The organism is Bacillus sp. HMSC036E02 (assembly GCF_001836235.1).
GTDB classification, from domain to species: Bacteria; Bacillota; Bacilli; order Bacillales; family Bacillaceae_G; genus Bacillus_A; species Bacillus_A cereus.
Map to the genome: position 1 here is coordinate 1 of NZ_KV827880.1, position 26,159 is coordinate 26,159.

Consider the following 26,159-nt stretch of genomic DNA (forward strand, 5'->3'; position numbering starts at 1 on the left):
TCTGCTTCGCTAACGCTGCCGCTTTTGCTTCTTCTATAGTAATATCATCGTTTTTTGGTAGCGCTTTCTCTTTTTCTTGATCTTCTTCCTCAAGCTCACTTATTTCCGCCTCGTGTTTCGCTACAAGGCGTTTTCTCGCTTCTTCTTTTGCACGCCTAGCTGCTTCTTTTTTCAGCTCCTCTAAATCTTTATTTGGATTGCTCATTTATTCGTCACCTGCTTCCCGGTCTTTGCTTCGTAACGAATTTTTTCTTTTAATTTATTAATTCCATAAATTAAAGCAGCTGGATTTGGGGGACAACCAGGAATATACACATCAACTGGTACAATTTGGTCTACACCTTTCACAACAGCATATGAATTTACATACGGACCACCTGCTGTTGCACAAGATCCCATCGCAATAACCCATTTCGGTTCGGGCATTTGATCATATAAGCGCCGAACAATAGGAGCCATCTTCTTCGTTACCGTTCCCGATACAATCATGACGTCCGATTGCCTTGGTGAAGTCCGAAAAAATGACCCAAATCGATCTAAATCATAATGTGATGAGCCTACTCCCATCATTTCAATTGCACAGCACGCCAGTCCGAATGTCATCGGCCATAAAGAATTGCTCCTCGCCCATCCTTTCAACTGTTCCAATGTAGAAAAAAAGATATTTCGTTCTAATTCTGCTCGCTCATTTGGATGTAATTCCTCAAAATTTATAACCATTGTAACACCTTCTTTTTCCAAGCATACGCTAATCCAACTAGCAACATTACAACAAAGATGAGCATTTCAATTAATGCAAATAAACCTAGCTTGTCATACGCAACAGCCCAAGGATATAAAAATAAAGTTTCTACATCAAAGATCACAAACAATAAAGCGAAAATATAATAACGAGCATGAAACCGAATATTTGCATCATGAAAAGGCTCAATTCCACTCTCATACGTCGTCGCCTTTGCTGCACTTGGTTTATTTGGGCGCAGCATCCTTCCTAATGTAAGAGCCACTACCGGCAGCAATATACCTAATAGCAAGAAAATCAAAACGATCATATAACTATTTTCATATACACTTGCCATTGTGAAACCCTCCCCCCTAAATTAAGAACAAGTTCACATAGTAAACAATATGTCCTAGTTGCAGTAATTATTATTTTTAAATTTTTCTAAATAATGCAACTATTCTAACCATTATAGCAAACTTCAAATTCCTATGTCGATATGTTGGGAGGCAGAAACAAGAATTATTAAAATCTATCTTTACAACTTGCTATAATTGTGCAAAATAAATATAAACTTATATATGCTTTTCAAGAAACCGTAGGTGATATAAATGAAAAAACAAACACATGTAAGTATTCTTATAAGCATTGTATTGCTGTCTATAACGCTTCACTATGTAGCGATGCCTTTTCTATATGAATACTCATTTTCTTTTCAGCTATTAATCGGAACGAGTACCCTATTAATTGATATTATCGCTTGTAGTTATATACTTTATTTTTCAAACATGAAAGAAGGGCTATCTCGTTTATTTTGGATCATATTATCTGTTGGAGCTCTCTCTTATTTTATCGGTGATATAGTCGTTGCCTATCAGCGTTTAATTGTAAAGGACTTCTATACGTTCGTTGATCCATCTGACTTTTTTTACTTACTTTTTTTATTTAGCTTTACGTTTGCCTTTCTATACGAAATCATTTATAACCGAGATTTATTAGAAAAACTTTTTATGCTATGTGATATTTGTATTATCGTTACAGCCCAATTTACTTTAAGTTACTACTTACTTATTGAACGAACTATTCATATCTTTACAACATCCTATATCGACATATTTGTTCAACTTACCTATCCAATGGCTGATTTACTCTTTCTCTTAATAGGAATCAACCTTTTATTCAAACCACTATCCTTATTACCTAAAAAGGTCGGTGCACTTCTTGGCAGTGCTTTAATTTTATATGCTACTACAGATGCGATTTATGCGTATATAAAATACTTCATACCAGAGTATTCTATGTTTACAGTTACTCCTTTCTATCAAGTAACCTTAGTGTTAGTAGCAATCGCCTGTATTCTCCATACAAAAAAGCCTGAAAAACAAGAACAAGTACTACTAACACCTAAAATTGGTGAATCAATCCGATTATCATTACCGTATATTTCGGTAGTAATGCTTATTGTTTTCATATTAGTTGAATACGTTTTTGCGCCTATTATAGTAATCGGACTTATAATAACTTTCTCCTTCGTTCTCATACGTCATAGTTTAGTTCGAAAACAAAATAAAATATTATTGATTGCTCAAATGCAATTCAACTCAGAACTCGAGAAACAAATTAAACTACGTACAGAAGATTTAGTAGAACAGAAAAATGAACTCTATCATAATCAACAAATGTTTAAATCTTTATACGAGCATCATCCAGATCCAATCTTCACATTAGATTTGTACGGTAATTTTCTCAAAGTAAATAACGCTGGTACTACTTTACTCGGTTATCAAACGAATGAATTATTAAACCAGCCTTACTATTCACTCATATACGAAGAAGATTTAGAAGAAATGATTAACGCCTTTCATCGCGTGAAAAAGGGGCATTCTATCTCTTTAGAAATACGGGCGTACCATAAAAACAGAGATATTTACTACTTGCACGTTACCGCCGTACCGATCTTTTTAAAGGAGAAAATTTCTGGGGTTTATTTAATGATTAAAGATATTACGGAAAGCAAACAACAACAAGAACAAATTAATTTCCTAGCATACCATGATACTTTAACAGAGCTTGCAAATCGACGTGCATTTCATCAACATTTAGAACAGGCAATTGCGCGAGCAAAAATATCGAAAAAGCCTTTTGCTGTTATGTTTCTCGACCTAGACCGTTTTAAAGTTATTAATGATACCCTCGGTCATCGAGTAGGAGACCTATTGCTCATCGCAGTAGCAAAAAGGCTCGAAAGAATAGCAACATCAAATATGAAACTCGCGCGGCTAGCTGGGGATGAGTTCACAATCCTTATCGAGAATTACAAAAAAAAGCCAGATGTCCAAAAAATAGCTGATATGATTGTAGCGGCCATGAATGAGCCATTTGAAATCGAAAATCAACATTTACAAATCTCACCGAGCATCGGAATTGCAATATATCCTGAAGCAGGTGAAGATGCGCTATCCATTTTGCAGCATGCTGATATGGCCATGTACGAAGCAAAGAATAAAGGAAAAAACGGTAGCTCTCTTTACACGAAAGAACTATATAAAAAAATGGAACGAAAAGCTCGAATTGAAAAAGATTTGCCCATCGCTTTAGTAAACAAAGAATTTTATCTCGTTTACCAACCACAAATTGATACGACAACAAATAAAATTATCGGTGCTGAAGCTTTAATACGTTGGAAACACCCACTATTAGGTGACATTTCACCATGTGAATTTATTCCAATTGTAGAAGAGACGCCACAAGTAGTCCCACTTGGACATTGGGTATTACAAGAAGCTTGTCTCCAATTAAAAATATGGCATACCTTTGGCTACCAAAATTTAAAAATAAGTGTTAATCTATCCGCAAAAGAGTTCCGGCAAGATCAATTAATTGAAAGCATTTCACAAATATTAAACGACGTGCAAGTCGATCCAAAATATGTAACCCTTGAGTTAACAGAAAGGATTGCAATGATTGACGAGAAAGAAACGTTATTAAGACTGAAGCAATTAAAAGAATACGGTATCCAAACTTCCATTGATGACTTCGGTACTGGGTATTCTTCTCTTGCTTATTTATCAATTTTTCCAATCGACACATTAAAAGTACCGAGAGAATTTACACAATTAGCTGATCATCGTCCTGAAGAACGAGCCATCGTTTCTACAATACTTTCCCTCGCAAATACTTTAAATCTTTCAGTCGTTGCCGAAGGAATTGAAACCGAAAAACAGCTTAAGTTTCTGCAAAAACATAACTGTAAATATATGCAAGGTTACTATTTCAGTAAACCACTTACTAGTAATCAGTTTATAAAATTTCTACAAAAAACCCCCAGTATGAACAAATAATTCATACTGGGGATTTTATAATGCTAAATATTTTTCTCATAATATTCTTCTGCGATCTCTTCGTAAAAAGCTGCAGATGTCGTATAGAAATATGGAATTAACCACAGGAATCCAATTCCTAATGTAATACAACTTAATATAAACCAGCCAATAAAACTTAAACATAAAATGAAATACTCCATCTTATGTCCATCCATCATACGACGACTTTCTGTAATAGCTTGGTTCAGTGAATACTCAGGATGATCGTTTATAATAAAGTATGTCATCGCATAAGAAAAAGATTTAATAATACCTGGAATAATGAACAATAACGTCCATAAGAAAAGATAAAGATTTACTAATAAATATAATAAAAATGATTTTAGAAATCTCTTTCCCTCTGAAAACCAAATGAATATATTACCAATACTAGCTTGCTTTTCACGAAGGATATTTAAACCAAGGTAATATCCACCTAAAGTTAACGGTCCAGTAACAAAAAATGTAAGAATATTCGTTGAAAGTGAACCATTTGTTTTTTGCCAACCGAAAATTAAAGAAAATCCCCAATCAACACTAAAACTAAAAGCCGTGATAAGAATTGAAATGAGTAGTGTAGCTCCAACAGCTAATCCCCATTTCCCTTCTAATGAATCTAGTGCTTCTCCTTTTAAATCACTAATCATGCGTAGCCTCGCCTCCTATACACAATAATTCTATTAGTATAGCATGTTACTATTGAAATTCACCTTTTGAAATATAGCGATAAAAGTGTGCTGTCGTCGTACTCATATACGGACTAAGCCAAAGAAATCCTATTCCAAAAGTAAGAAGCGCTAAAATAGCCCATCCTATGAAGCTCAGCCATAAAAGAAACAAATCTAACTTATGACCCTTCATAAGATTCTTACTTTCCTTCATCGCCTGCGAAACACTATATTCTGGATTTTCAATCATCACATAGTACGTCAGTGCATAAGAAAAATACATCACAATCATACCAACAATTGAAATTGCTAGTAGTACACAGATAGCAATAGCAAACGACGCATTTCCTTCTTCACCAAAAAATGCAAATAAGGCTACTAACAATATCGGAATCCATGTACCTGTATATAATAAAATTGCAAGCATTGCCCACATTGTTTTCATCATTCTTTTAAAGCCACGAAATCCTTCAAATAAGTAATCTACTTTAGCATCTTCTCGTTTACTGATCTGTAAAAATACATTTGTATAACCGTATGATGTAATCCCATACGATGCGCTACTCAAAATTATCATAATGCAATAAAAAATCCCGAATGTAACACTTGCTCCATTTGATATTGTTTGCCCTTCAAGTGAACCTGCTAGACCAGCAAATAAGAGAAATATAATAATTCCTGGAATTAATAGTATAAGCATTGCAGCCATCGAAACGACATAACTTAAAATAAAATATAAAATTGTTGATCCAACACCTAGTCCCCATTTTCCCTTTAAAGAGTACAATGCTTCTCGCTTCATTTCACCAATCATTGATTCATCCCCTTTATGAAATATAAATTGTTGTACACTTCTACTTATACAAGCATCAATATAATTATACCAGTTTTGTAAAATTATCCATAAAATACACAAAAAAAAATCCGTAAAGGCAAAGCCCTTACGGATTTTTTCACTTCATATCGGAAACGTTTAAACGGTTCACGGCACGTTGTAATGCCATTTCTGCACGTTTAAAGTCAACATGTGCTTGTTTATCTTGCAGACGTTGCTCAGCGCGACGCTTCGCTTCATTTGCGCGATGGATATCGATATGGTTTGCTTCTTCAGCAGATGATGATAATACAGTCACTTTATCTGGACGAACTTCGATAAAGCCACCGCTTACTGCTACATAATCAGTGTGTCCACCATTTTTCAGACGAACTGCACTAATTTTTAATGGTGCAACAGTTGGAATGTGACCTGGTAAGATCCCCATTTCCCCACTCTCTGCTTTTACACTTACCATTTCTACTTCTTTTTCGTAAACCGGTCCATCAGGAGTTACAATACTGACTGGAAATGTCTTCATACTTCGTCCCTCCTAAGGCCTTACGCCATCATTTTCTTCGCGTTTTCAATAACTTCTTCAATGCCACCTACTAAGCGGAATGCATCTTCTGGAAGGTCATCATATTTTCCTTCTAGAATTTCTTTGAAACCACTAACTGTATTCTTTACAGGTACGTAAGAACCTTTTTGACCTGTAAACTGCTCAGCTACGTGGAAGTTTTGAGATAAGAAGAATTGAATACGACGAGCACGATGTACAACTAACTTATCTTCTTCAGATAACTCATCCATACCTAAGATAGCGATGATATCTTGAAGCTCTTTATAACGTTGTAAAGTTTGCTGTACTTGACGAGCTACTTCATAATGTTCTTCTCCTACGATTTCTGGAGAAAGTGCACGAGATGTAGATGCTAATGGATCTACGGCTGGGTAAATACCCATTTGCGTTAAACGACGCTCTAAGTTTGTTGTTGCATCTAAGTGAGCGAACGTTGTAGCTGGTGCTGGGTCAGTATAGTCATCGGCTGGTACATATACCGCTTGGATAGACGTGATAGACCCTTTATTTGTAGATGTAATACGCTCTTGTAATTGACCCATTTCTGTTGCAAGTGTTGGTTGGTAACCTACCGCAGATGGCATACGACCAAGAAGGGCAGATACTTCAGAACCCGCTTGCGTGAAACGGAAGATGTTATCGATGAACAGAAGTACGTCTTGTCCTTGCTCATCACGGAAATGCTCAGCCATTGTTAAACCTGTTAATGCAACACGTTGACGTGCTCCAGGTGGCTCGTTCATTTGTCCGAATACCATCGCAGTTTTCTTGATTACGCCAGAATCGCTCATTTCGTGGTATAAGTCATTACCCTCACGAGTACGCTCACCTACACCAGCGAATACAGAGATACCACCGTGCTCTTGTGCGATGTTGTTAATTAATTCCTGAATTAATACTGTTTTACCTACGCCGGCACCACCGAATAGGCCGATCTTACCACCCTTAATGTAAGGAGCAAGTAAGTCTACTACTTTAATACCAGTTTCAAGAATTTCTACTTTAGTAGATAATTCTTCGAATGCAGGTGCTTGACGGTGAATTGGATCACGATGTACATCTGCAGGAACCTCACCATCTAAGTCAATTGCATCACCTAATACGTTAAATACGCGACCAAGTGTTACATCACCAACTGGTACAGAGATTGGTTTACCAGTATCTTCTACTTCTGTGCCACGAACAAGTCCATCTGTGGAAGACATCGCAACTGTACGAACTGTATCATCACCTAAATGAAGTGCAACTTCAAATGTTAAGTTAATACTTCCGTTTTCGTTGCTTTGTTTTACCGTAAGGGCGTTGTAGATTTCTGGTAGCTTTCCGCCATCAAACTTAACGTCTACAACCGGACCCATGATTTGCGTAACGCGCCCTTTATTCATCGGGTTCCCTCCTAGCTTTCTTTTAATTAGCCAACTTTCTACGAGCAGCTAGCTTTTAATTTTTTATTGGTTTATAGCTTACGCGACTCTTTTGACAGAGCCGCTTCCGCCTTTTATTGAATCTAGCTCCGGTGGCTAGAAGGGTCGGTCATTTCACCCCTTCCTACGAGGCAAAGAACACCTCTTTGTCAGGAGTTCCAATGCCCTCCCCTTCTGAGCAAGCCACCTACACTTTTTATTGAATCCAGCTCCAGCGGTTAGAATGTTCGGTGGCTTCGCTTTTTCCTACGAGGCACAAATCGCCTCTACGTCAAAAGCTCCATCCCCCTCTCATTCTGAACGAACCGCTTCCGCCTTTTAATACTATTCTAACGCTGCTGCTCCACCAACGATTTCCGTAATTTCTTGCGTAATCGCTGCCTGACGCGCACGGTTGAATGAAAGTGTAAGTGAATCGATAACTTCCATTGCGTTGTCTGTAGCACTCTTCATTGCTGTCATACGCGCTGCGTGTTCACTTGCTTTACCGTCTAGTAATGCACCGTACACTAAGCTTTCTGCGTATTGTGGCAATAGTACTTTTAAAATTTCTTCTTCAGAAGGTTCGAATTCATAAGCTGTCGTCGGTTTGTCAGACGCCACATCAGTAAGCGGTAAAATTTTATTTTCCGTTACCTCTTGTGAAATTTTACTTACGTAATGGTTGTAGTAGATGTACAGCTCATCATAAGCACCATCTGCGAACATCGCAATTGCTCGAGAAGCAAGGTCTTTAATATCAGTAAATGATGGGTGGTCAGATAATCCAACTACTTCATCAATAATGTTAAAGCCGCGACGTTTTAAATAATCACGTCCTAGTCGTCCAAGCACAATAATAGAATATTGGTTTGAATCCATATTATGACGTTCACGAATTACGTTACTTACTGTACGTAATACGTTACTGTTATAACCACCTGCTAGTCCGCGATCAGACGTAATAACGATGTATCCTGTACGCTTTACAGGACGCGCATTTAGCATTGGATGATTAATCCCTTTGCTTCCTTGCGCAATGCTCGCTACTACTTCTTGAATCTTTTCCATATACGGAACGAAAGATTTAGCATTTTGCTCTGCACGGTTTAACTTAGATGCAGATACCATCTCCATCGCTTTCGTAATTTGACTCGTTTTCTTTGTCGAGTTAATCTTCGCTTTTATATCGCGTAAAGATGCCACAGGTTTTCACCACCTTTTTTCCGGAAGTTGGCACGATTAGTAAGAATCCTCTTCCTAATCTACGTTGCAAGATATTCTTGCTCATGATTGAAGGAAAAGAATAGGTGCACCTACTCTTTTCCTTTACATGACCTTTAGCAATCTCAGAGCCCGAGATGCCTTTTATATATACTATCTAGCTCCAGCGGCTTGAATGCTCGGTGGCTTCACTTCTTCCTACGAGGCAAACACCGCCTCTTCGTCAGAAGCTCCATCCCCCTCACATTCAGAACGAGCCGCTTCCGCTTTTATTATTCAGAAGCTACAAATACTTTTTTAAATCCATTGATTGCTGCTGCAAATTTGTCGTCATCCGCAAGTTTCTTAGTTGTGCGGATTTCTTCTAATAAGTCAGTCGCATTAGAATCTAACCAAGCATGGAATTCTTCTTCAAAACGAGTGATATCTACTACTGGGATATCATCTAGGAATCCACGTGTTAAAGCGTAAAGAATGATAACTTGTTTCTCTACACGTAACGGTTTGTGTAATCCTTGTTTTAATACCTCAACAGTACGAGCACCACGGTTTAATTTCGCTTGAGTTGCTTTATCAAGGTCAGAACCGAACTGAGCGAACGCTTCTAACTCACGGTAAGATGCAAGGTCAAGACGAAGTGTACCTGATACTTTACTCATTGCTTTAATCTGAGCAGATCCACCTACACGAGATACAGAAGTACCCGCATCGATCGCTGGACGTACGCCAGAGAAGAATAGGTCAGATTGTAAGAAGATTTGTCCATCCGTAATAGAAATTACGTTTGTTGGGATGTATGCTGATACGTCCCCTGCTTGTGTTTCGATGAAAGGTAGTGCAGTTAAAGAACCGCCGCCTTTTGCATCACTTAATTTTGCTGCACGCTCTAATAAGCGAGAATGTAAGTAGAATACATCCCCTGGGTAAGCTTCACGACCTGGAGGACGACGTAATAGTAATGACAGCTCACGGTAAGCCGCTGCTTGTTTTGATAAGTCATCATATACTACTAATACGTGTTTACCATTGTACATGAACTCTTCACCCATTGTTACACCAGCGTAAGGAGCTAGGTATAATAATGGAGCTGGTTGAGAAGCAGATGCAGTTACAACGATTGTGTACTCTAATGCACCGTGCTTACGTAGTGTTTCTACTACGTTACGTACAGTTGATTCTTTTTGTCCAATTGCTACATAGATACAAATCATATCTTCATCTTTTTGGTTAATGATTGTATCAAGTGCAACCGCTGTTTTACCAGTTTGACGGTCACCAATGATTAACTCACGTTGACCACGGCCAATTGGTACAAGAGCATCGATCGCTTTAATACCTGTTTGAAGTGGCTCATGAACAGATTTACGATCCATTACACCTGGTGCTGGACTTTCGATTGGACGAGTGTTTGTTGTATTGATTGGGCCTAAACCATCAACTGGTTGACCTAATGGGTTTACAACACGACCAATTAGTTCTTTTCCTACCGGTACTTGCATGATGCGACCAGTACGACGAACTTCGTCACCTTCACGAATTTCTGTGTAAGGTCCTAAAATGATAATACCTACGTTGTTTTCCTCTAAGTTTTGTGCTAGTCCCATAACGCCGTTAGAGAACTCTACAAGTTCACCAGCCATAACGTTATCAAGACCATGAGCACGCGCGATACCGTCACCAACTTGGATAACTGTACCAACATCACTAACTTCGATTTCAGACTGATAGTTCTCGATTTGTTGCTTTATCAGTGCGCTAATTTCTTCAGCTCTGATGCTCATGTGCTTCACCCCTATCTATTCTTCATTAATTCACGCTGAATACGTGCTAATTTTCCTTGTAAACTTCCGTCATAAATGCGATTTCCAATACGTACTTTAATGCCGCCTAGTAAATCTTCATCTACAACATTTTTCACGCGAATTGCATCTTTTCCTGTTCTCTTCGCAAATGCTTCTGCAATGTTAAGCTTCTCTTCTTCTGATAGAAGACGAGTAGAATATACAGTTGCGTCCGCTACGTTACGTTCTTCATTAGCAAGAACAACATATTCATCTGCAATTTCAGGTAAGATATCAATGCGTTTGTTATCAATTAAAATATATAACGTATTTAAAATAGATTCAGAAACAGATCCGAATACGTTTGCAAGAAACGTTTTCTTTTGTTCCTTTGAAATGTTCGGTTGCGTTAAAAAGCTATGTAGTTCTCCGTTCTTTACATAAACGTTTTGTACAAGGCGTAATTCCTCTTCAAACATTTCTAATACGTGTTTTTCTTTAGCAATTTTAAAAAGAGCGACAGCATAACGTTTTGCTACAATCCCATTGCTCATCGCGCTTCTCCTACTTCTTTAATATAATCGCGAATTAACTTCACTTGATCTTCTTCTTTTAACTCTTTTTCAATTACTTTAGAAGCAATTTGAACAGATAAAGAAGCAACTTGTTCTTGTAAAGCAGCAATTGCTTGCTCTTTTTCGCGTTGAATTTCTTGTACAGCAGATGCTTTAATTGATTCTGCTTCTTCTTTCGCAGCAGCAACAATAACATCTTTTTGATCTACAGCTTGCTTTTTCGCTCTTTCGATTAACTCTTGTGCTTCAACACGTGATTGTTTTAACATTTCACGTTGTTCTTCTACTAATTTCTTCGCCTCAGCATTACTTCTTTCTGCAGCGTCGATTTCATTAGTAACATGCTCTTCACGTTCTTTCATAATTCCCATTAAAGGACCCCACGCAAATTTGCGTAGCATTACTAATAGAAGTAAGAAAATGAACAATGTATAAGCAATCGTTCCAAATGGAATGGCAGCACCTAATAATAAAGTTGGCACAAGGATTCACTCCCTTCAAAATATCTAAATTGATCATATGAAAAAAAAAGACATACGTTTCATTCATAAAGCAATGGCGAAGAAAGTTCGGAAAAACACTCTTCGCCATCTATGTAAGGGGAGTCTCCCTTATTTGTTCATTACGATGAATGCAATAACTACACCGATGATTGGAAGTGCCTCAACTAAAGCAACCCCGATGAACATAATTGTTTGAAGTGCGCCTTTTAATTCTGGTTGACGAGCAACACCTTCGATTGTACGTGATACGATAAGACCGTTACCAATACCTGCACCTAATGCTGATAAACCAATTGCAATTGCAGCTGCGATTACACCTAAACTCATTTAATTTGTCCTCCTTTGTATTATAAAAAAATAAATTTTTTCTTACTTAAATTATATTAATGGTCATGGCTTACTTTATGAGCCATATAAACCATCGTTAACATAACGAAAATAAATGCTTGGATTGATCCAACGAATACACTGAATCCCATCCATGCTAACATTGGTACAAGCGCACCTAATGCCCCAAGGACTGATGCTCCGCCCAACTTAGCAAGTAATCCTAATAAGATCTCACCTGCATAAATGTTACCAAATAAACGAAGACCTAACGTTAATGTGTTAGCAAACTCCTCAATAACCTTTAATGGGAATAAGAATTTCATAGGCTGGAAATAACCTTTTACGTACTCTTTCGTACCCTTCATCTTAATTCCATAATAATGGGTGAGGGTAACTACCATCACGGCTAATGTTAATGTAACTGCTGGATCAGACGTTGGTGATCTCCACCATGCAATATGTTCGCCAGCTTCAGTTGCTGAATACATGAATGGTAAACCAAGGAAGTTCGATACGATGATAAACATGATAAGCGTAACGCCAAGCGTTAAGAAACGTCCACCTGTTTTCCAGTCCATCGTACTATTGATAATCCCTTTCACGAAGTCAAACACCCATTCCATGAAGTTTTGCATCCCGGTTGGGCGAAGAGCTAAGCTGCGAGTTCCGATAACAGCGATTAAGAAAACAATAACTGCTGCTACAGTAACCATCATAACTGATGACAAATCGAACGTTAAACCTAGAAATTCAACTAATTTACCGTGTTCCACTAGTAATTCACCTCTCTTCCCTGCTCTTATACTCTAAATAAAGAAAATCTATGATCATGACAAGGTATCCTGTCAGCAATCCTACACCTAGGCCCCACATCGCGATTAACTCTTGATATTTGGCTGCAAATAAAATTAATAACCCAATCGTGGCGAATCTTGAATATGTACTTACCGCTGTTGCCTTGAACTTCACGTTTTCTCCATTTGTTACGCGATCTAGCAGCTTGTCTGTTCTACGTGCAATGATGCGCAAACTAAGAAAACTGAAAATCGTCCCGATAATCAGTCCAAGAAATACATCCTTGTAAGAGGTAAATCCCCATCCTAGCACTAGAAGCGCAAGCAAGTAGTACATATATTTCTTTTGTCTTTGGACAAGTCCATGTACGTCTATCATCATTGCTCTCCCGAATAGTAATGTCGAATGAGTCGAATCATTGCGTATACCCCTGTTCCTAGTCCGAGTAATAACCCTATAATAAGAAACAACGGAAACGTTCCAACCTTATTATCAATCCACTGCCCACCAAAGATTCCAACAAGAATAGAACCGACTAATTGAGCAAGAATACCTGACATTAAAGCATAAGCTTTTATATGGCTGCGATCGTTTTTTTGCAAGGATTCATCCCTCCAATATGTAACCCTCATTCACGATGTGTTAATAATAACTCATTTTTTTGCATAAATCCTATACAAAACAAAAAGTTTACATTTTCGTCACGGAATAGATGTAATTTTGTCACTGAAAGCCCTACCATCTATCCCCGTTGTTAGCATACAATAGGGTATTAACAGTGTCAACGAGAAATCGTAAAAAATCTAAAAATTTGAGTATTAGGCATTTCCTCCCAAAAATGAAAACGTTCCCCTTCTAAATACTGGTTACATATATGCAATTTCTAACAGTTTTCTCTTTATAAATAGAAGGAAATGTTCACAAGTTTGTCACTATTATATTTTCGAGATATAACGCTTTTCTTCCATAATATAGTGTTCCTCAGACGTAAGACTTCTATATTATATGTGAGGTGTATGCAACTTATGTTGTATATACGATGTATATTTATCCTCTCCCCCTCCCCTACTTGCTTACAACAAAAAAGACGAGCTGGGGAATCTCCCCTGCTCGTCAGTTGTCTTACTTCGTTCCGAATAAACGGTCACCAGCATCACCAAGACCTGGTACTACATATCCGTGGTCATTTAATTTCTCATCTAATGCTGCTACATAAATATCAACATCAGGATGTTCTTCTTGTACTACTTTTACCCCTTCTGGAGCTGCAACGATACACATTAATTTAATTTGTTTCGCACCGCGCTTTTTCAGAGAGTTAATTGCTTCAGCCGCAGAACCACCTGTTGCTAGCATCGGATCTAGTACGATAAAGTCACGCTCTTCTACATCCGTTGGAAGTTTCACATAGTATTCTACCGGTTGCAATGTTTTAGGGTCACGGTATAAACCAACGTGTCCTACTTTTGCTGCTGGAATTAATTTCAGAATTCCATCAACCATTCCTAAACCTGCACGTAAAATCGGAATTAAACCAAGTTTTTTACCAGCGATCACTTTTGTTGTCGCTTTGCTTACAGGTGTTTCAATTTCAATGTCCTTAAGTGGAAGGTCGCGAGTAATTTCGAAAGCCATTAAGCTTGCTACTTCGTCCACTAATTCACGAAAATCTTTCGTACCTGTATTCTTATCGCGAATATATGTAATCTTATGTTGAATTAACGGGTGATCAAATACATACAGTTTTCCCATGTGAATCTCTCCTTTAGATGATATTCATGCGTTTGCACGCTTTTTTACACTATTTACGATTGTAAAGAAAACGCTACTAATATTCAAGGGCAAATTTGGCAAAATCATGATTTTACGATGAATCTATCTAGTATCTTTACCAATTATGGGAGCTGTATCCTTCATTATATCGCCAAAATTTATTCATCATTTGTATACATACTTTAAAAATAATATATGTCCACAAAAAAGACCGCCAAAACAATTAAGTCTCAGCAGTCTTCTTCAATCTATTATAGATTTGGATACATTGTGAATTTGCTAGTTAACGCTTCTACACGCTTACGTACTTCTTCTAATGCAGCTTCATTTTCATGATTTTTTAATGTATAAGCAATAAGTGACGCAATTTCATCCATTTCTTCTAAACCGAAACCACGAGATGTTACAGCTGCTGTACCGATACGTACACCACTTGTTACAAATGGGCTTGCTGTTTCAAATGGAATTGTATTTTTGTTCACTGTAATACCAACTTCATCTAATACGTGCTCTGCTACTTTACCTGTGATTTCTAAGTTACGAACATCAATCAAGATTAAGTGATTGTCTGTTCCGCCAGAAACAAGTGTAAGTCCTTCTTTTTGAAGACCTTCAGCTAAGCGGTTCGCATTGTTAATGATATTTTGTGCATATGTTTTGAAATCCTCTTGAAGTGCTTCACCAAATGCAACAGCTTTTGCAGCGATTACGTGCATAAGTGGACCACCTTGAATACCAGGGAAGATTGATTTATCAATTTGTTTTGCAAATTGCTCTTCACATAAAATCATACCACCACGCGGACCACGTAACGTTTTATGTGTTGTCGTTGTAACGAAATGTGCATGTGGTACTGGATTTGGGTGTAAACCAGCAGCTACTAAACCAGCGATATGTGCCATATCAACCATTAAATAAGCGCCCACTTCATCTGCAATCTCACGGAATCGCTTGAAATCGATAACACGAGGGTATGCACTTGCACCTGCAACGATTAATTTTGGTTTATGTTCTTTCGCTTTTGCTAATACATCATCGTAATTAATACGGTGAGAGTCAGCATCCACGCCATATTCTACGAAATTATATTGTACTCCACTGAAGTTAACAGGGCTTCCGTGTGTTAAGTGACCACCATGAGATAAGTTCATACCAAGTACTGTATCGCCTTGCTCTAAAATCGTAAAGTATACTGCCATGTTCGCTTGTGCACCAGAGTGTGGTTGAACATTTACGTGCTCTGCGCCGAAAATTTCTTTCACGCGATTACGTGCGATATCTTCTACTACGTCTACGTGTTCACAGCCACCATAGTAACGTTTTCCAGGATATCCTTCAGCATACTTATTCGTTAAAACAGAACCTTGTGCCTCCATCACTGCTTCACTTACGAAGTTTTCCGAAGCAATTAACTCAATCTTTGAACGCTGTCTTCCTAGTTCTGCCTCAATTGCAGCAAATACCTTTTCATCTTGACGTTTTAAATGATCCACCAAAATCCCCCTTTTCTGAACGAATTACATCGATTCCCAACAGTTTTTTCTTATTTATTCAGAAAAAACGAAAATTCAGGTTGTAATTCTTTCGAACCTTCATGTTTTCAACTACATTCTAACATGACTTTCTATATCATAAAAGAAAAAAAAGACCGAAAATCGGTCTTTTCTTTCTTCTATTATAAAGTCAGACAACATACCTTTTATCTTATGATAAACAGTTACTATATGACTTCCTAATTTCTCATATTTAACGGCAAGTGGTAGTCTCTTCCACTGCCGCATAGACAGCACGTGCTCCACCAATTAGTTTTCCACGTGTTTTGGCCATCGTTACATGCGCACTTCCAATTTCCTTCACACTTGTACGAACCGGAACAGCTACATGCTTTAAATGCATACCGATAAATGTATCACCAATATCCATTCCTGCATCAGCTTTAATAAACTCAACTACTACCGGATCTTTCAAATTGTGATACGCGTATGTCCCCAATGCACCACCTGCTGATCTAACAGGCGTAACTGTTACAATTTCAAATTGATATTTTATCGCTACTTCTCTCTCAACTACTAAAGCACGGTTTAAATGCTCACAACATTGAAACGCTAATTCAATACCTGTTTGCTCTTGAAATTGTTTTAACTCAGAGAAAATCGCCTCTGCTACTTCCATCGTTCCTGATGTTCCAATTCTTTCGCCTAGCACTTCGCTCGTGCTACAACCCACTACAAAAATTTGACCGCTTTGTAATGAAGCTTGTTCTTGGAAATCAGAAAGCGACATTTGTAGCTGTTCTCTTACCTTTACGATTTCTGTCATTACGCCTCTTCCTTTCACAGGTTGGTTCACCAAATTATATTTCACACTACTGATAGTTAGAATCTATTACTTTGTTTCGTATGTTTTAATTTTTCCTACACGGTTTTCGTGACGACCACCTTCATAGTCAGTTGTTAACCAGATTTTCGCGATATCACGCGCTAGACCAGCACCAATTACACGCTCACCCATCGCTAGCATGTTAGTGTCATTATGCTCTCTCGTTGCTTTCGCGCTGAAAGTATCATGAACTAACGCACAACGGATACCATTTACTTTGTTTGCTGCGATTGACATACCAATGCCTGTCCCACAAACTAAAATACCACGATCTACTTCACCATTCGCTACCATTTCAGCTGCTGGAAACGCAAAGTCAGGGTAATCAACAGAACCAGCTTCACATTCACAACCTAAATCAATATATTCAATATTTAACTCTTCTAATAAACTTACAAGTTCTTTGCGGATATTCATACCGCCGTGATCAGATGCTATTACTACTTTCATTTTTACCCCTCCAAAGTTTCAATCAATTATCTTCATTTCACACTCGCTACCTCACATAGGAAGAAGTGATCTCCAATATCGTATTATACACGAAACATCAACCTACTGAATGTTTTTTCAGTAAAGTTTGTACAAGTTTTTCCATCTCATCTAACGTTTCTTTATAAATAGAAAGCGAGCCTCCAAATGGATCTGAAATGTCCTTGCCTATACCTTCAGTTAATCCATATAATGTATTTAATTTCTTTTCAACGCTCGGATAATGCCCAAGTACAATTTGCTTATGGTTTTCTGTCATCGTTACGACAATATCAGCCCAATCAAGCAAAGTTTCATTTATTTGCTGCGCCGCATGATCAATTAAAATTCCTTTTTCAGCTAAAGCTTCCTTCGCATGTACCGATGCATCGCTCCCAGGATAGGCGAAAACACCAGCAGATTGCACTTCAAACTTATCTCCTCCGTGATGACGAAGCAACGCCTCAGCCATTGGACTACGACATGTATTGCCAGTACAAACAAATAACACTCGTTTCATTCAAACCCACCCCTATATTCGATTTCTTACCATTCATCATAACTTACATTAGAATAGAACAAAAGAAATGTGAATATACAAAAGGCGCATTTCTCTTATATTTTTTCTAAGAAAAATGCGCCTTATCCACATATATGTGAAACCCTATTTCCAAGTGCCTAGAGTATTTTAACATACATACTGAACACGCAACAAAAATAAGGAATCCATTTCATACGAAACGGATTCCTCTTATATTGCAATTATTTCATTGTAACTTTCATTACTTCTGTTGAACCTTTTGTAGCTGCTACGCCTACAGTTGTCTTAATAGACTCAGCTGCATCTGTGTTTGTAATAACAATTGGAGTAATTGTGCTTTTCGCTTTTTCACGGATTAATTCTAAGTCGAATGAGATTAATTTATCTCCAGCTTTTACAGCTTGGCCTTCAGAAACGTGAGCTTCGAAACCTTCGCCTTCCATTTTTACAGTTTCTAATCCAACGTGGATTAAAATTTCTGTACCGTTTTTCGCTTTAATTCCGATAGCATGTTTTGTGTGGAATAATTGTACGATTTCACCATCAACTGGAGATACAACTACACCTTCAGTAGGATCGATTGCAACACCGTCACCCATCATACGACCAGCAAATACTGGATCTGGTACTTCTTCAATATTTTTCACTGCTCCAGTTAATGGAGCTACGATTGTTTCTTCATTTGTTTTTGAACCAAGACCGAATAATTTTTTAAACATAGGATAGTCCTCCTTATAATTTACCTAAAAGTTTATAGGGCAATCCCTAGTAAAGCTCGGGATACATGTAAGACTTCATACTTCGAATATTATACTGTAAAAACGCTTTCGAAATAAATTACGTCATTACTAATAGACTCTTATTGTAGCGCTTCACAAAATTCCAGTCAATTCTGATTGTCTGAATAACAAATAGAAGTTAACTTCTATTTATATTTTCTCTTTTTTTGCCCAACTTGTCTAGAGGTCTTTACTACATTTTATTTTTTGTTGTTAATTTGTAAAATTTAATTCAAACTTTTTTCAAAATCCACTTGACTAAAGTAAGTAACTATTTTATTATTACTTACGTAAGGTAAGTTAATAACTTTTAGGAGGTTTTTAAAAATGATGGATTTCGGTCTACTTATTATTCGTCTTATTATAGGAATTACATTCATGGGTCATGGCGCTCAAAAATTATTTGGTTGGTTCGGCGGTTACGGTTTAAAAGGAACAGGTGGCTGGATGGAGTCAATCGGTTTACGTCCTGGTGTATTTATGGCATTTATGGCTGGCGCAACTGAATTACTAGGTGGTTTCTTATTTGCATCAGGTATTTTCATTGTAGTTGGTTCATTATTTATCGTTGGAACAATGTTAATGGCTATCTTCACTGTTCACGGAAAAAATGGTTACTGGGTAACACAAAACGGATATGAATATAACTTAATGTTAATCGCTGTCGCTGTTGGTGTAGCTTTAATCGGACCTGGCGCATACGTTTTACTTTAATTTTTATCTCAAATTTGAGATTCTTGAAAAAAGAACTTACTTCATTACAATTGAAGTAAGTTCTTTTTATGAAACAAAATATTATTTCCAGCAGGATTTTCTCATCGTTATCTTGTAAACAAACAATAAGTATTCATATTTAGAAAGGGGATTACAAGCATGTTATCCATTAATCCAAATGAACAAACTGAAAAAGATAATTACAAATTACTTACTGGAAGTATCATCCCTCGTCCTGTCGCATTCGTTACTTCTGTAACAAAAGAAGGCGTACTAAACGGAGCACCATATAGTTATTTCAATATTGTCGCTGCTAATCCACCACTTATCTCAGTATCTGTACAACGAAAAGCCGGAGAAAGAAAGGACACTTCCCGAAACGCAATTGAAAAAGGAGAATTTGTCGTACATATTTCTGACGAATCATATGTAGCAGCAATTAACGAAACAGCAGCTAACCTCCCGCCAAATGAAAGTGAAATTGAACTAGCAAAACTAACACCAATCGAAAGTGAAGTCATCTCTGTTCCAGGTGTAAAAGAAGCAAATATTCGAATGGAATGCGTATTAGAACGTGCAATTCCACTTGGCGGAACGGAAGACTCACCAGCTTGTGATCTACTAATTGGACGCGTCGTTCGTTTCCACGTTGCCGAACATCTATATGAAAAAGGGCGCATTCACGCCGAAGGACTCAAACCAATAAGCCGCCTAGCAGGACACAACTATGCAAAATTAGGAGAACAATTTGAATTGGTTAGGCCAATCTAAAAGCGGAAGCGGCTCGTTCAGAATCGCAGGACACTTCATGCGAAGAGCTTGTCGCTGGAGCTGGATATATTTAAAAGCAAGGCGGCTAGATTCCTCCCATCACTCAAATATAAAATCCCCTGCTTTTTAGCAGGGGATTTTATCATTGTAATTCTTCCTTCTTTTCCTCTAAAGTAGGCATTTTCTCTTTTTTCGGCTTCCCTAGCTTAATTACGAAGAAGTATAGGGAAAGCAATGTAATAAGAAAAACAATTAAAAACGGGTACGGAGAGTAAAAGGCACGCGCCGCCTCAGTCTTTCCCGCAACAAATTTCAATGACTCAATATCTAAAAACTCAGCAAACATTTGTACACCGAGCATACTAAACCAAAAAACAAAAAAACTAATAATAATACCAAAAACTTGCTTCAATCTCGTCATTCATCTCATCCTTTCTATATCTGTAATTTTTAGCGCAATAAATATAGTACAAACAAAATATTCACAGAAAGGAACTATCTCACCATTCACGAATTAACTTAATCCAACCTAACATCGAAATTTGCAAAATAATACCCCAAATTATAAGTCTTCTTAGCCATCGAGGATAGAAGGTTAAAAATTTAACATACCATTCCAATAGCTTGTTCATAATTCCCTCCTACATAAAATTATATAGGAAAAAGGATATATAATCCAAACCCAACCAAAATGATACCACCTACTATCTCACCATATGTACCGAGCATATCTTTCGCATGTCTCCCAATTAATAAACCCATCCACGCTAATAACATGCTAACAAATCCAAAAAGTAAAATCGTAATAATTGTTTGTGCCCCATAAATACCAAGACTAAGTCCTACTGAGAAACTATCTATACTGACGCCAAATGCAAATACGAATAAACTAATTCCAATAGGGGCTGTTCTAGTCTCTTCATTTTGTAAAATGCTCGAATATACGATATAAAACCCTAGTCCGATTAATAAAATAGCACCCGCAAAATGTGCGATATCTCCATACTTCTCTGATAAAAAACGACCTAGTACCATTCCTATAAACGGCATAATAATATGAAATATCCCTATCGTCATACCAATATACAGGATTTGTCTTAACTTTAGGGGTATCATCCCCATACCAAGACTCACCGAGAACGCATCCATCCCTAAGGCGAATGCCATAATTATTAAAGGTATTAGCTGTTCAAACGTCATTCATGCCCCTCCTTGGACGTGCTACTTCACAATATGCTTATCCAAGGAGAAATATTCTGTTTGCTAATCTTACCTTATCATTCAATAATAATATGATGTCCTGCCGCTTTTGTTAAACGATTCATAATTGCATTCCCTATTCCTTCATTAGGGAATGACTCACTAAAAATAACATCCACTTCACTTGCATCAAATGTTCTAAGTACATCATATAATTTAGTCGCAACACTAGCTAAGTCACTTCTAACACCACAAGATAATATAACATCTGCACTATATACATGCTGATACTCTTCTGTCGTTAATACGCCTACTTTAAATCCTTCTTCCTTTTTCTCATCCACAAGATGCTGAATAAACTCACGTGAACCCTCAACAATACTAAGTGGTGCTTTCGGCGCATAATGTGTGTATTTCATTCCAGGCGATTTCGGTTTTTCCTTCTCATCCTTTAAAGCTGGATCTAAAGAAACAGTACCTATCACCGCTTCTAATTGTTCTTTCGTAATCCCACCTGGACGTAATATTGTTGGAACCGCGCTTGTACAATCAATTACAGTTGATTCAACGCCTACTCCAGTTGCACCACCATCAACAATACCTGCAATCTTCCCATTCAAATCTTCATATACGTGAGAAGCTAATGTTGGACTTGGACGCCCTGAACGATTCGCACTTGGTGCTGCAACAGGTACATTCGCCTCTTCAATAAGAGCAAGTGCAATTGGATGATCAGGCATTCTTACTCCAACCGTATTAAGTCCTGCCGTCACCTTCTGTGAAATCCCTTCTTTTCTCGGCAAAATAATTGTTAATGGTCCTGGCCAAAAATGCGCCATTAACTTCTCTGCAACTGGTGGAATTTCTTTCACAATCCCATCTAACTGAGATTTTGTACCTATATGGACAATGAGTGGATTATCACTCGGTCTTCCTTTCGCTTCGAAAATTTTCGCGATTGCTTCATCATCCATCGCATTTGCACCTAACCCATATACTGTTTCCGTAGGGAAAGCCACCGCCTCATTTTCTCTTAATAATTTTGCTGCTTCTTGTAACTGTGGATAATATTTTTTTCTTTCCACAACATTATCCACAACCCACATGTTTGTATGCATTTTTTTCCACGTCCTTTTCTACCCTTAAATACTTGTATATTTTTAGTTTACTATGAGATTTATCCAAAAGACAAACAAGGTTTATCCACAAAATGTGGATAAACCTAATTAATCCGTGGATAACTTTGTGAATAGCTGACAATTTAGTATTATTGCATTCTGCTCTTTTATATTTTTACAAAAATGTTCTAGTTGTTGAATTCCCTCTGGAACCTCATCCTTTTCTATAGTAAAAAAGTCAAAAAATTGAAAGATCGGTACAGATTGTGGATGATTTGTTAGTAAGTACAATTGTTGAACACTTTTTTCTTTCATATACTGCAAAAACATTTCGAAAAAATATAAGAAAGTCTGTTTATCCACATGAGGTGTGAATAAACAAGAACGAATAAGCACATCTTCCCCACTTTGTTCATAACCAATTACAGCTCGTATCTCTTCCGCCTCTTCCAAAATCATAAATTGTGCGTACAACTCATTTATTTTATCATCTTTTTTATTAGCTTGTCCGAAAAAAGAATGTAATCTTTCCACATCTGCTTTCGTAGCAAAATACACTTTCTTCATAATAAATCCCTCCTCATTTTTATATATGAAGAGGGATTTATTAATAGTACTATTTAGAGAATAAAGATGTAAAAGCTTCTACAATAAACAATTTAACTTCTGGCTTTTCTTCTTCCTCTTCTACTTTTACATACTCATTTTGTTTTTCTTGTTTTTTCTCCACAGGCTTCTCCACTTTTTCCACAGTTTTCATTTCTTCTTTACTTACAGGCTGCTCTTCGACTTTTGTTTCATTTTTTACTACTTTCTTTTCAGAAGCTGTTACTTTTTTTACTACTTCCTGCTTTACAGCTTTCGTTTCTTTTACCTTATCTACTTTCTTCTCTTCTTTATCTATTACTTCCTCATCTAGTTGTTTCACCTGCTCCTCTTCAGGAGATTCCGCCTTCACAACGTGCTCTTCTTTTCTTACAGCTGTCCCGCTCGAAAAATCTAAGAAACACATTGGTGGAAATAATACACACCACCAGTTCGCCCCTTCACCTTCTCCAATTGTGATTAATACTGCTTCATATTCTCCTGCTGGATAAATAAAATTCCCGTATACCTTTGTAGGAAACTTTACATTCTTACTAAATTTCACTTGAAATGAATCTTTACTTCCTTCTCTTTTTAACGTATTTTCCACCGTTTTCTCGATTTCTGGAATATGACTTTGAATTACTTTGCGTGCCTCTTCAAATGAAGTTAAATCCGCTACCCACCCATCAATTTGTGCTTTTACTTCATCACGCACTTTACGTTTCAATGCCTGGTCTTTATCTGAATCACTATTTGCTAAAATTCGTAATCGAACGGCCTCTTTCGGAATAACTGAAGGCCCTTTCGCATCAGCTTTCATATATCCAAACTGCACAAGTAACTGTGCACCAATTAATAGTATAAGAAGATAAGCAATAACTTGTTTTTTCATTTCCTCCACCGTCCCTTCTACAAACAGTGTGGACAGACTTTCATCTTTCTAAACTATTAAATTCAAAATCTATATGAATTTTTCCACAAAAAAATAGAGTAAGGTGTGAACCTTACTCCATCTCTGCAAATACCATACGATCTTTTCCGTTAATATCGAAAACAACCTCAACATGAGCATGTGGAAAAGCTTGTTGTAACAATCTTTTTACATCCTCACCTTGTCCTACTCCAATTTCAAACGCCACAATCGCTTTCTTCTGCAACACATTCGGCAATTCTTCCATAAAACGGCGATAGAAATCTAATCCGTCTTCACCACCAACAAGTGCTCTCTTCGGCTCATGCTCTTTCACAACAGGAGAAAGACCACGCCAATCCTCTTCCGGTATATATGGAGGATTTGAAACAACAACATCTAGCTTTTGACCCGTTTTATGAAATGGTGACAATAAATCACCGTGATAGAACGTTACTTCTGCACCTAAAGCTTTTGCATTTTCTTTTGCAACTTCAATCGACTCTTGTGCAATATCTACTGTATAAACATGAAGATTTTCATTTTCTAAAGCAAGCGTAATAGAAATCGTTCCACTACCTGTACCTATATCTGCTACATGTAGTTTCTCATCACCAAAATGGCGCTCGATTCTTTCTAATACTCCCACTATAAGCTCTTCTGTTTCCGGTCTTGGTATTAATACTTCTTCATTCACAAAGAAAGACCGTCCATAAAACATTTCATAACCAATCATATATTGAATAGGAATACCTTCTACATGCTTGTGGATAAACTCCGTAAAGCTTTTCTCTTGATCCTCAGTTATTTCTTCACGCATATTCATAAGTAATCCTGTTCTGTTCACCTTTAATACATGACAAAGGACAATTTCTCCCGCATTTTCATCTCGTCCATTTTCCTGTAAAAAAGAAGAAGCCCATTTCAGGGCTTCATAGACACGCATTACTCAGCTGCCTCCATCTTTTGAGCCTGATCTTCCATCACTAAGGCATTGATGAAATCATCTAACTTACCTTGTAAGATTTGATCTAGCTTTTGAATCGTTAAACCGATTCGATGGTCTGTAACACGGTTTTGCGGGAAGTTATACGTACGAATACGCTCTGAACGATCTCCCGTACCAACAGCTTGTTTACGGTTTTGATCATACTCAGCTTGCGCTTCTTGTCTAAACTTATCATAAACACGTGCGCGTAATACTTTCATCGCTTTTTCTTTATTCTTGATCTGTGATTTCTCATCCTGACAAGATACAACTACACCAGTCGGTAAATGCGTTAAACGCACCGCTGACATCGTTGTATTAACGCTCTGTCCACCAGGTCCACTAGAAGCGAATGTATCAACACGAACATCTTTCTCATGAATATCAATTTCTACTTCTTCTGCCTCTGGTAATACAGCTACAGTTGCTGTAGATGTATGAATACGTCCACCAGATTCCGTTTCAGGAACACGTTGGACACGGTGAGCACCATTCTCGAATTTCAGCTTCGCGAAAGCACCTTTACCATTAATCATAAAGATAATCTCTTTATATCCACCTAACTCTGTATAGCTAGCCTCAATAATCTCCGTTTTCCAGCCCTGTACCTCAGCGTAACGGCTATACATACGGTATAAGTCACCAGCAAATAAAGCTGCCTCGTCTCCACCAGCAGCTCCACGAACCTCAACGATAACGTTCTTATCATCATTAGGGTCTTTTGGAACAAGTAAAATTTTCAGACGCTCTGATAATGTTTTATCTTGTGATTCTAACTCAGAAACTTCTTCTTTTACCATTTCACGCATTTCTGCGTCTAACTTATCTTCTAACATTGCTTTCGCATCTTTTAATTGCTCACGAACATCCTTATACTCACGATACACCTCTACCGTTTCCTGTATATCAGACTGTTCCTTTGAATATTCACGAAGCTTATTTGAATCACTAATAATCGCTGGATCACTTAACAATTCATTTAACTTCTCATAACGATTTTCTACAGCTTGCAAACGATCTAACACATCATTCACCTCTACATCCTAGTATCTAATACAAATAGTATATGGTACTTACTCAAAAAAACGCAAATTATATTTAAAAGCGCAAGCGGCTCGCTCAGAATCGTAGGCCATTGGAGCTCTCGACCTTGAAGCGCTTTTTGCTTCGA

General features: G+C 37.5%; 32 protein-coding genes and 1 pseudogene. 3 read left to right on the forward strand and 30 right to left on the reverse strand.

All coding sequences use genetic code 11. The features are described from left to right. From HMPREF2590_RS26130 to nuoA, 3 genes and pseudogenes are all read right to left on the reverse strand, one after another. A pseudogene (locus HMPREF2590_RS26130) lies at positions 1-205 on the reverse strand (NADH-quinone oxidoreductase subunit C); the annotation flags it as partial. Next, complete coding sequence (gene nuoB, locus HMPREF2590_RS26135) at positions 202-720, reverse strand: NADH-quinone oxidoreductase subunit NuoB (protein WP_000236331.1); 519 nt, start codon at positions 718-720, stop codon at positions 202-204. The gene nuoB and the pseudogene HMPREF2590_RS26130, both read right to left, overlap by 4 nt. Next, the gene (gene nuoA / locus HMPREF2590_RS26140; protein WP_000179273.1) at positions 711-1,079 is read right to left on the reverse strand and encodes an NADH-quinone oxidoreductase subunit NuoA; all 369 of its coding nucleotides are present in this window, start codon (positions 1,077-1,079) and stop codon (positions 711-713) included. The genes nuoB and nuoA overlap by 10 nt, the downstream gene beginning before the upstream one ends. A 253-nt stretch (positions 1,080-1,332) precedes the next feature. Here nuoA and HMPREF2590_RS26145 point away from each other — a divergent pair, with 253 nt between their 5' ends. Continuing rightward, on the forward strand, positions 1,333-4,062 hold the full coding sequence (locus HMPREF2590_RS26145) for a putative bifunctional diguanylate cyclase/phosphodiesterase (RefSeq protein WP_000745003.1): 2,730 nt from the start codon (positions 1,333-1,335) through the stop codon (positions 4,060-4,062). A 23-nt stretch (positions 4,063-4,085) separates the two neighbouring features. Here HMPREF2590_RS26145 and HMPREF2590_RS26150 read toward each other — a convergent pair whose 3' ends face one another. The 19 genes from HMPREF2590_RS26150 to HMPREF2590_RS26240 form a co-directional block, all read right to left on the reverse strand. Then, the gene (locus tag HMPREF2590_RS26150; protein WP_000622463.1) at positions 4,086-4,730 is read right to left on the reverse strand and encodes a DUF975 family protein; all 645 of its coding nucleotides are present in this window, start codon (positions 4,728-4,730) and stop codon (positions 4,086-4,088) included. Between the two features lie 49 nt (positions 4,731-4,779). After that, positions 4,780-5,667: a DUF975 family protein gene (locus HMPREF2590_RS26155; RefSeq protein ID WP_002097917.1), complete on the reverse strand. Its 888-nt coding sequence runs from the start codon at positions 5,665-5,667 to the stop codon at positions 4,780-4,782. Between the two features lie 37 nt (positions 5,668-5,704). Next, on the reverse strand, positions 5,705-6,106 hold the full coding sequence (atpC, locus tag HMPREF2590_RS26160; RefSeq protein WP_000847211.1) for a F0F1 ATP synthase subunit epsilon: 402 nt from the start codon (positions 6,104-6,106) through the stop codon (positions 5,705-5,707). Between the two features lie 20 nt (positions 6,107-6,126). Beyond that, positions 6,127-7,533, reverse strand: a complete 1,407-nt coding sequence (gene atpD, locus HMPREF2590_RS26165) for a F0F1 ATP synthase subunit beta (RefSeq protein WP_001032593.1) — start codon at positions 7,531-7,533, stop codon at positions 6,127-6,129. 363 nt (positions 7,534-7,896) lie between these two features. Next, positions 7,897-8,757: a F0F1 ATP synthase subunit gamma gene (gene atpG, locus HMPREF2590_RS26170; RefSeq protein ID WP_000157696.1), complete on the reverse strand. Its 861-nt coding sequence runs from the start codon at positions 8,755-8,757 to the stop codon at positions 7,897-7,899. A 290-nt stretch (positions 8,758-9,047) separates the two neighbouring features. Continuing rightward, positions 9,048-10,556, reverse strand: a complete 1,509-nt coding sequence (gene atpA, locus HMPREF2590_RS26175; RefSeq protein WP_000027518.1) for a F0F1 ATP synthase subunit alpha — start codon at positions 10,554-10,556, stop codon at positions 9,048-9,050. A gap of 11 nt (positions 10,557-10,567) precedes the next feature. Further along, positions 10,568-11,110, reverse strand: a complete 543-nt coding sequence (atpH, locus tag HMPREF2590_RS26180) for a F0F1 ATP synthase subunit delta (RefSeq protein ID WP_000064683.1) — start codon at positions 11,108-11,110, stop codon at positions 10,568-10,570. Further along, positions 11,107-11,613: a F0F1 ATP synthase subunit B gene (gene atpF, locus HMPREF2590_RS26185; RefSeq protein ID WP_001142618.1), complete on the reverse strand. Its 507-nt coding sequence runs from the start codon at positions 11,611-11,613 to the stop codon at positions 11,107-11,109. The genes atpH and atpF overlap by 4 nt, the downstream gene beginning before the upstream one ends. Before the next feature lie 129 nt (positions 11,614-11,742). Beyond that, positions 11,743-11,961 carry a F0F1 ATP synthase subunit C gene (atpE, locus tag HMPREF2590_RS26190; protein WP_000052064.1) on the reverse strand — a complete coding sequence of 73 codons (219 nt, stop codon included), beginning with the start codon at positions 11,959-11,961 and terminating at the stop codon, positions 11,743-11,745. Positions 11,962-12,017: 56 nt separating this feature from the next. Next, positions 12,018-12,737 (reverse strand): F0F1 ATP synthase subunit A, encoded by a 720-nt coding sequence (gene atpB / locus HMPREF2590_RS26195; RefSeq protein ID WP_000399871.1) that lies wholly within the window; start codon positions 12,735-12,737, stop codon positions 12,018-12,020. A gap of 7 nt (positions 12,738-12,744) precedes the next feature. Further along, entirely contained in the window at positions 12,745-13,137 is a 393-nt protein-coding gene (locus HMPREF2590_RS26200; protein ID WP_000567600.1) for an ATP synthase subunit I, read from the reverse strand. Next, the gene (locus tag HMPREF2590_RS26205) at positions 13,137-13,361 is read right to left on the reverse strand and encodes an AtpZ/AtpI family protein (RefSeq protein ID WP_001171223.1); all 225 of its coding nucleotides are present in this window, start codon (positions 13,359-13,361) and stop codon (positions 13,137-13,139) included. Before HMPREF2590_RS26205 ends, HMPREF2590_RS26200 begins: the two co-directional genes overlap by 1 nt. A gap of 26 nt (positions 13,362-13,387) precedes the next feature. Then, positions 13,388-13,501 carry a DUF4024 domain-containing protein gene (locus tag HMPREF2590_RS26210; RefSeq protein WP_000232962.1) on the reverse strand — a complete coding sequence of 38 codons (114 nt, stop codon included), beginning with the start codon at positions 13,499-13,501 and terminating at the stop codon, positions 13,388-13,390. Between the two features lie 380 nt (positions 13,502-13,881). Then, entirely contained in the window at positions 13,882-14,511 is a 630-nt protein-coding gene (gene upp / locus HMPREF2590_RS26215; RefSeq protein ID WP_000517539.1) for a uracil phosphoribosyltransferase, read from the reverse strand. 272 nt (positions 14,512-14,783) lie between these two features. Continuing rightward, positions 14,784-16,025 carry a serine hydroxymethyltransferase gene (gene glyA / locus HMPREF2590_RS26220; protein WP_000349822.1) on the reverse strand — a complete coding sequence of 414 codons (1,242 nt, stop codon included), beginning with the start codon at positions 16,023-16,025 and terminating at the stop codon, positions 14,784-14,786. Positions 16,026-16,278: 253 nt separating this feature from the next. Then, positions 16,279-16,851 (reverse strand): TIGR01440 family protein, encoded by a 573-nt coding sequence (locus tag HMPREF2590_RS26225; protein ID WP_000136379.1) that lies wholly within the window; start codon positions 16,849-16,851, stop codon positions 16,279-16,281. Between the two features lie 66 nt (positions 16,852-16,917). After that, a complete protein-coding gene (gene rpiB / locus HMPREF2590_RS26230; protein WP_000869542.1) occupies positions 16,918-17,361 on the reverse strand; it encodes a ribose 5-phosphate isomerase B in 444 nt (147 codons plus the stop codon). Between the two features lie 97 nt (positions 17,362-17,458). Next, positions 17,459-17,899: a low molecular weight protein arginine phosphatase gene (locus HMPREF2590_RS26235; protein ID WP_000832368.1), complete on the reverse strand. Its 441-nt coding sequence runs from the start codon at positions 17,897-17,899 to the stop codon at positions 17,459-17,461. 242 nt (positions 17,900-18,141) lie between these two features. After that, positions 18,142-18,639: a PTS sugar transporter subunit IIA gene (locus tag HMPREF2590_RS26240; RefSeq protein ID WP_000473665.1), complete on the reverse strand. Its 498-nt coding sequence runs from the start codon at positions 18,637-18,639 to the stop codon at positions 18,142-18,144. Between the two features lie 387 nt (positions 18,640-19,026). On the opposite strand from HMPREF2590_RS26240, the gene HMPREF2590_RS26245 reads away from it, so the two are divergent. After that, positions 19,027-19,413: a DoxX family protein gene (locus tag HMPREF2590_RS26245; RefSeq protein WP_000968616.1), complete on the forward strand. Its 387-nt coding sequence runs from the start codon at positions 19,027-19,029 to the stop codon at positions 19,411-19,413. Positions 19,414-19,572: 159 nt separating this feature from the next. Further along, positions 19,573-20,184, forward strand: a complete 612-nt coding sequence (locus tag HMPREF2590_RS26250; protein WP_000949054.1) for a flavin reductase family protein — start codon at positions 19,573-19,575, stop codon at positions 20,182-20,184. A gap of 142 nt (positions 20,185-20,326) precedes the next feature. Here HMPREF2590_RS26250 and HMPREF2590_RS26255 read toward each other — a convergent pair whose 3' ends face one another. The 8 genes from HMPREF2590_RS26255 to prfA form a co-directional block, all read right to left on the reverse strand. After that, positions 20,327-20,605: a DUF3935 domain-containing protein gene (locus HMPREF2590_RS26255; RefSeq protein ID WP_000197472.1), complete on the reverse strand. Its 279-nt coding sequence runs from the start codon at positions 20,603-20,605 to the stop codon at positions 20,327-20,329. Between the two features lie 79 nt (positions 20,606-20,684). Continuing rightward, positions 20,685-20,816 (reverse strand): hypothetical protein, encoded by a 132-nt coding sequence (locus HMPREF2590_RS30985; protein WP_001037636.1) that lies wholly within the window; start codon positions 20,814-20,816, stop codon positions 20,685-20,687. Between the two features lie 19 nt (positions 20,817-20,835). Then, positions 20,836-21,384 (reverse strand): manganese efflux pump MntP, encoded by a 549-nt coding sequence (locus HMPREF2590_RS26260; RefSeq protein WP_000142463.1) that lies wholly within the window; start codon positions 21,382-21,384, stop codon positions 20,836-20,838. A gap of 77 nt (positions 21,385-21,461) precedes the next feature. Then, on the reverse strand, positions 21,462-22,502 hold the full coding sequence (locus HMPREF2590_RS26265; protein ID WP_000557359.1) for an L-threonylcarbamoyladenylate synthase: 1,041 nt from the start codon (positions 22,500-22,502) through the stop codon (positions 21,462-21,464). A gap of 108 nt (positions 22,503-22,610) precedes the next feature. Next, complete coding sequence (locus tag HMPREF2590_RS26270) at positions 22,611-23,069, reverse strand: GNAT family N-acetyltransferase (RefSeq protein ID WP_000758437.1); 459 nt, start codon at positions 23,067-23,069, stop codon at positions 22,611-22,613. Positions 23,070-23,118: 49 nt separating this feature from the next. Then, positions 23,119-23,982, reverse strand: a complete 864-nt coding sequence (spoIIR, locus tag HMPREF2590_RS26275) for a stage II sporulation protein R (RefSeq protein ID WP_002097913.1) — start codon at positions 23,980-23,982, stop codon at positions 23,119-23,121. A 112-nt stretch (positions 23,983-24,094) separates the two neighbouring features. After that, a complete protein-coding gene (prmC, locus tag HMPREF2590_RS26280; RefSeq protein WP_001267058.1) occupies positions 24,095-24,946 on the reverse strand; it encodes a peptide chain release factor N(5)-glutamine methyltransferase in 852 nt (283 codons plus the stop codon). After that, the gene (gene prfA / locus HMPREF2590_RS26285) at positions 24,946-26,013 is read right to left on the reverse strand and encodes a peptide chain release factor 1 (RefSeq protein ID WP_000887064.1); all 1,068 of its coding nucleotides are present in this window, start codon (positions 26,011-26,013) and stop codon (positions 24,946-24,948) included. The genes prmC and prfA overlap by 1 nt, the downstream gene beginning before the upstream one ends. Positions 26,014-26,159 lie beyond the last annotated feature (146 nt).

Bases quoted from the DNA above. Each gene is read 5' to 3' on its own strand.
- nuoB (WP_000236331.1), bottom strand. From the start codon at position 720: ATGGTTATAAATTTTGAGGAATTACATCCAAATGAGCGAGCAGAATTA.
- nuoA (WP_000179273.1), bottom strand. From the start codon at position 1,079: ATGGCAAGTGTATATGAAAATAGTTATATGATCGTTTTGATTTTCTTG.
- HMPREF2590_RS26145 (WP_000745003.1), top strand. From the start codon at position 1,333: ATGAAAAAACAAACACATGTAAGTATTCTTATAAGCATTGTATTGCTG.
- HMPREF2590_RS26150 (WP_000622463.1), bottom strand. From the start codon at position 4,730: ATGATTAGTGATTTAAAAGGAGAAGCACTAGATTCATTAGAAGGGAAA.
- atpC (WP_000847211.1), bottom strand. From the start codon at position 6,106: ATGAAGACATTTCCAGTCAGTATTGTAACTCCTGATGGACCGGTTTAC.
- atpD (WP_001032593.1), bottom strand. From the start codon at position 7,533: ATGAATAAAGGGCGCGTTACGCAAATCATGGGTCCGGTTGTAGACGTT.
- atpA (WP_000027518.1), bottom strand. From the start codon at position 10,556: ATGAGCATCAGAGCTGAAGAAATTAGCGCACTGATAAAGCAACAAATC.
- atpH (WP_000064683.1), bottom strand. From the start codon at position 11,110: ATGAGCAATGGGATTGTAGCAAAACGTTATGCTGTCGCTCTTTTTAAA.
- atpE (WP_000052064.1), bottom strand. From the start codon at position 11,961: ATGAGTTTAGGTGTAATCGCAGCTGCAATTGCAATTGGTTTATCAGCA.
- HMPREF2590_RS26200 (WP_000567600.1), bottom strand. From the start codon at position 13,137: ATGATAGACGTACATGGACTTGTCCAAAGACAAAAGAAATATATGTAC.
- HMPREF2590_RS26210 (WP_000232962.1), bottom strand. From the start codon at position 13,501: ATGGTAGGGCTTTCAGTGACAAAATTACATCTATTCCGTGACGAAAAT.
- upp (WP_000517539.1), bottom strand. From the start codon at position 14,511: ATGGGAAAACTGTATGTATTTGATCACCCGTTAATTCAACATAAGATT.
- HMPREF2590_RS26225 (WP_000136379.1), bottom strand. From the start codon at position 16,851: ATGACAGAAATCGTAAAGGTAAGAGAACAGCTACAAATGTCGCTTTCT.
- rpiB (WP_000869542.1), bottom strand. From the start codon at position 17,361: ATGAAAGTAGTAATAGCATCTGATCACGGCGGTATGAATATCCGCAAA.
- HMPREF2590_RS26235 (WP_000832368.1), bottom strand. From the start codon at position 17,899: ATGAAACGAGTGTTATTTGTTTGTACTGGCAATACATGTCGTAGTCCA.
- HMPREF2590_RS26240 (WP_000473665.1), bottom strand. From the start codon at position 18,639: ATGTTTAAAAAATTATTCGGTCTTGGTTCAAAAACAAATGAAGAAACA.
- HMPREF2590_RS26245 (WP_000968616.1), top strand. From the start codon at position 19,027: ATGATGGATTTCGGTCTACTTATTATTCGTCTTATTATAGGAATTACA.
- HMPREF2590_RS26250 (WP_000949054.1), top strand. From the start codon at position 19,573: ATGTTATCCATTAATCCAAATGAACAAACTGAAAAAGATAATTACAAA.
- HMPREF2590_RS26255 (WP_000197472.1), bottom strand. From the start codon at position 20,605: ATGACGAGATTGAAGCAAGTTTTTGGTATTATTATTAGTTTTTTTGTT.
- HMPREF2590_RS30985 (WP_001037636.1), bottom strand. From the start codon at position 20,816: ATGAACAAGCTATTGGAATGGTATGTTAAATTTTTAACCTTCTATCCT.
- HMPREF2590_RS26260 (WP_000142463.1), bottom strand. From the start codon at position 21,384: ATGACGTTTGAACAGCTAATACCTTTAATAATTATGGCATTCGCCTTA.
- HMPREF2590_RS26265 (WP_000557359.1), bottom strand. From the start codon at position 22,502: ATGCATACAAACATGTGGGTTGTGGATAATGTTGTGGAAAGAAAAAAA.
- HMPREF2590_RS26270 (WP_000758437.1), bottom strand. From the start codon at position 23,069: ATGAAGAAAGTGTATTTTGCTACGAAAGCAGATGTGGAAAGATTACAT.
- spoIIR (WP_002097913.1), bottom strand. From the start codon at position 23,982: ATGAAAAAACAAGTTATTGCTTATCTTCTTATACTATTAATTGGTGCA.
- prmC (WP_001267058.1), bottom strand. From the start codon at position 24,946: ATGCGTGTCTATGAAGCCCTGAAATGGGCTTCTTCTTTTTTACAGGAA.